Below are 2150 nucleotides of genomic sequence, written 5' to 3'. Positions count from 1 at the left end.
GCGCCGCGCGGGCGGCGCTCGATCTCAAAGGCGCTAAAAGGCTCAGATTGTTAGACCCCAAGCCTGAACTCAAATGCTTAAGTGAACAGCATTACGCAAACACCCGGTTTTTTTACTGTCACCGCATCGCTGTTTCGTCTTGTCACCAGACGCCCTCATTTTCCAAGGACACCCCTATGAACGATCGCCCAGCCCTGCGCTCGCAACGTTTGAACCAAGTCACTCAAGCTGCGCACAGCGAGCTCGATGCCCTGGTCAAATCCCACGCACCCTTCGACAGCCGTGAAAATTTCGCCCGTTTCGTCGTCGCCCAGTACCTGTTCCAGGCCGAACTGCAGAGCCTGTACAACGACCCGCAACTGATCACCATCGTTCCGGACCTTGCCCAGCGCTGCCGCGCCGAGCAAGCCCGCCTGGACCTTGCGGACCTTGATACCGAAGTGCCGGCGAGTGTGCCTGGGGCGCTGCGCAGCCCGAGCCTGGGTGAAGCACTGGGCTGGATCTTCGTCTCCGAAGGCTCCAAACTGGGCGCTGCGTTTCTGATCAAGCGTGCCGTGGCCCTGGAGTTGTCCGAAAATTTTGGTGCCCGCCACCTTGGCGAGCCGGCAGGTGGCCGCGCCGCAGGCTGGAAGCAGTTCACCCGCATTCTCGATGACTTGGCGCTGTCGCCCGAACAAGACGCCGCCGCCGAGCGCGGCGCGCAAGCCGCCTTCGAGCGCTTCACCGAACTGCTCAAGCATGCCTACGCCGCAGACACGGCATTGGCCTGATTCGCTCCAGCCGGCCGCCTTACCGGTGGCCGGACGTTTTCAATGCAGTGAGACCATGACCCGACCTGCCCGCTCGAAACTGTCCCGCCTACTGTATGGCATCCTGGCTTACACAAGCCTGGGCATCGGCCTGGTCGCCATCGTCATCCCCGGCCTGCCGACCACCGAGTTCATCCTGCTGGCTGCCTGGGCCGCCACGCGCAGCTCGCCACGGCTGTCGGCGTGGCTTGAGAACCATCGGGTGTTCGGGCCGATCCTGTACAACTGGCGCAACGGCAAGGTGATCCAGCGCCGCGCCAAGGTCAGCGCCACCCTCAGCATGCTGTTGTGTGCAGGGTTGATGCTGATTTTCCTCGAACACCACTGGCCGGTGTTTCTGGCGATCGCCGGCATGACACTTGGCAATCTGTGGATCTGGTCGCGCCCGGAGCAGCCCTGCACCGCAGGCTCACAAGCTCAGCAACCCTGAATACAGCAGGTAGGCAGCCAACCCCGCGCCGGCCAGCACAGCCGCGAAAATCAGCTTCTCCCATGCCGTGAACAGGGTTTGGCCCTGTTCATGTTTGGCCCGAGCGAACAGGATAACGCCTGGCGCATACAGTAGTGCCGACAGCAACAAGTACTTCAGGCCGCCGGCGTATAGCAACCACACTGCGTAAATCAACGCCACCAGCGCCACCATCAGGTCTTTGCGCCTTAGGCCCCGCTGGCCCTGGTAGCCTTCCCCGCGCCACGCGATCAATAGCGCGTAAGCCGCCGACCACAGGTAGGGCACCAGAATCATCGACGAGGCGAGGTAGATCAGGCTGGTATAGGTGCCGGCCGAAAACAGGGTGATCAGCAAGAACCCCTGGATCATGCAGTTGGTCAGCCACAGCGCATTGGCAGGCACGTGGTTGGCGTTTTCCTTGGCCAGAAAGCGCGGCATGGTCTTGTCACGGGCCGTGGCAAAAAGAATTTCGGCGCACAACAATGCCCAGGACAGCAAGGCCCCAAGCAGCGACACCGCCAGCCCAATACTGATCAGCAAGCCCCCCCAAGGGCCGACGATATGCTCCAGCACCGAGGCCAGCGACGGGTTCTGCAAACCGGCCAGTTCCGGTTGGGTCATGACCCCCAGCGACAGTACATTGACCAACACCAACAGTGCCAACACCCCGAGAAACCCCACCACCGTGGCCTTGCCGACATCCGACCGGCGCTGTGCGCGCCCCGAATAAACGCTGGCGCCTTCGATACCGATGAACACCCAGACGGTGACCAGCATCATGTTGCGCACCTGGTTCATCACGCTGCCAAGCTCGGGAGTACCCACGGCCCAGATGTCGGCGGTGAACACCTCGAGCTTGAAGGCGAACAGGCAAATCAGCGCAAACAGCA

Annotated in this window: 3 protein-coding genes; 2 read left to right on the top strand and 1 reads right to left on the bottom strand. The window is 61.8% G+C overall.

Going from position 1 to position 2150, the window contains the following annotated elements; genetic code table 11:
• Nucleotides 1-176: 176 nt before the first annotated feature.
• Both J5M56_RS23535 and J5M56_RS23530 read left to right on the top strand, forming a co-directional pair.
• Nucleotides 177-770: a biliverdin-producing heme oxygenase gene (locus J5M56_RS23535; RefSeq protein WP_207937890.1), complete on the top strand. Its 594-nt coding sequence runs from the start codon at nucleotides 177-179 to the stop codon at nucleotides 768-770.
• A 55-nt stretch (nucleotides 771-825) separates the two neighbouring features.
• Nucleotides 826-1239: a YbaN family protein gene (locus J5M56_RS23530; RefSeq protein WP_186477721.1), complete on the top strand. Its 414-nt coding sequence runs from the start codon at nucleotides 826-828 to the stop codon at nucleotides 1237-1239.
• Here the strand turns inward: J5M56_RS23530 and J5M56_RS23525 are convergent.
• Nucleotides 1219-2150 (bottom strand): amino acid permease (locus tag J5M56_RS23525; RefSeq protein ID WP_207937889.1); only part of this gene is annotated, 932 nt, incomplete at its 5' end. The genes J5M56_RS23530 and J5M56_RS23525 overlap by 21 nt on opposite strands.

The sequence above is a fragment of the Pseudomonas sp. 51_B genome (assembly GCF_017491595.1).
Classification (GTDB): Bacteria; Pseudomonadota; Gammaproteobacteria; order Pseudomonadales; family Pseudomonadaceae; genus Aquipseudomonas; species Aquipseudomonas promysalinigenes.
The sequence above is the reverse complement of the archived record's forward strand: the minus strand, read 5'-3'. Positions and strand labels throughout refer to the sequence as shown.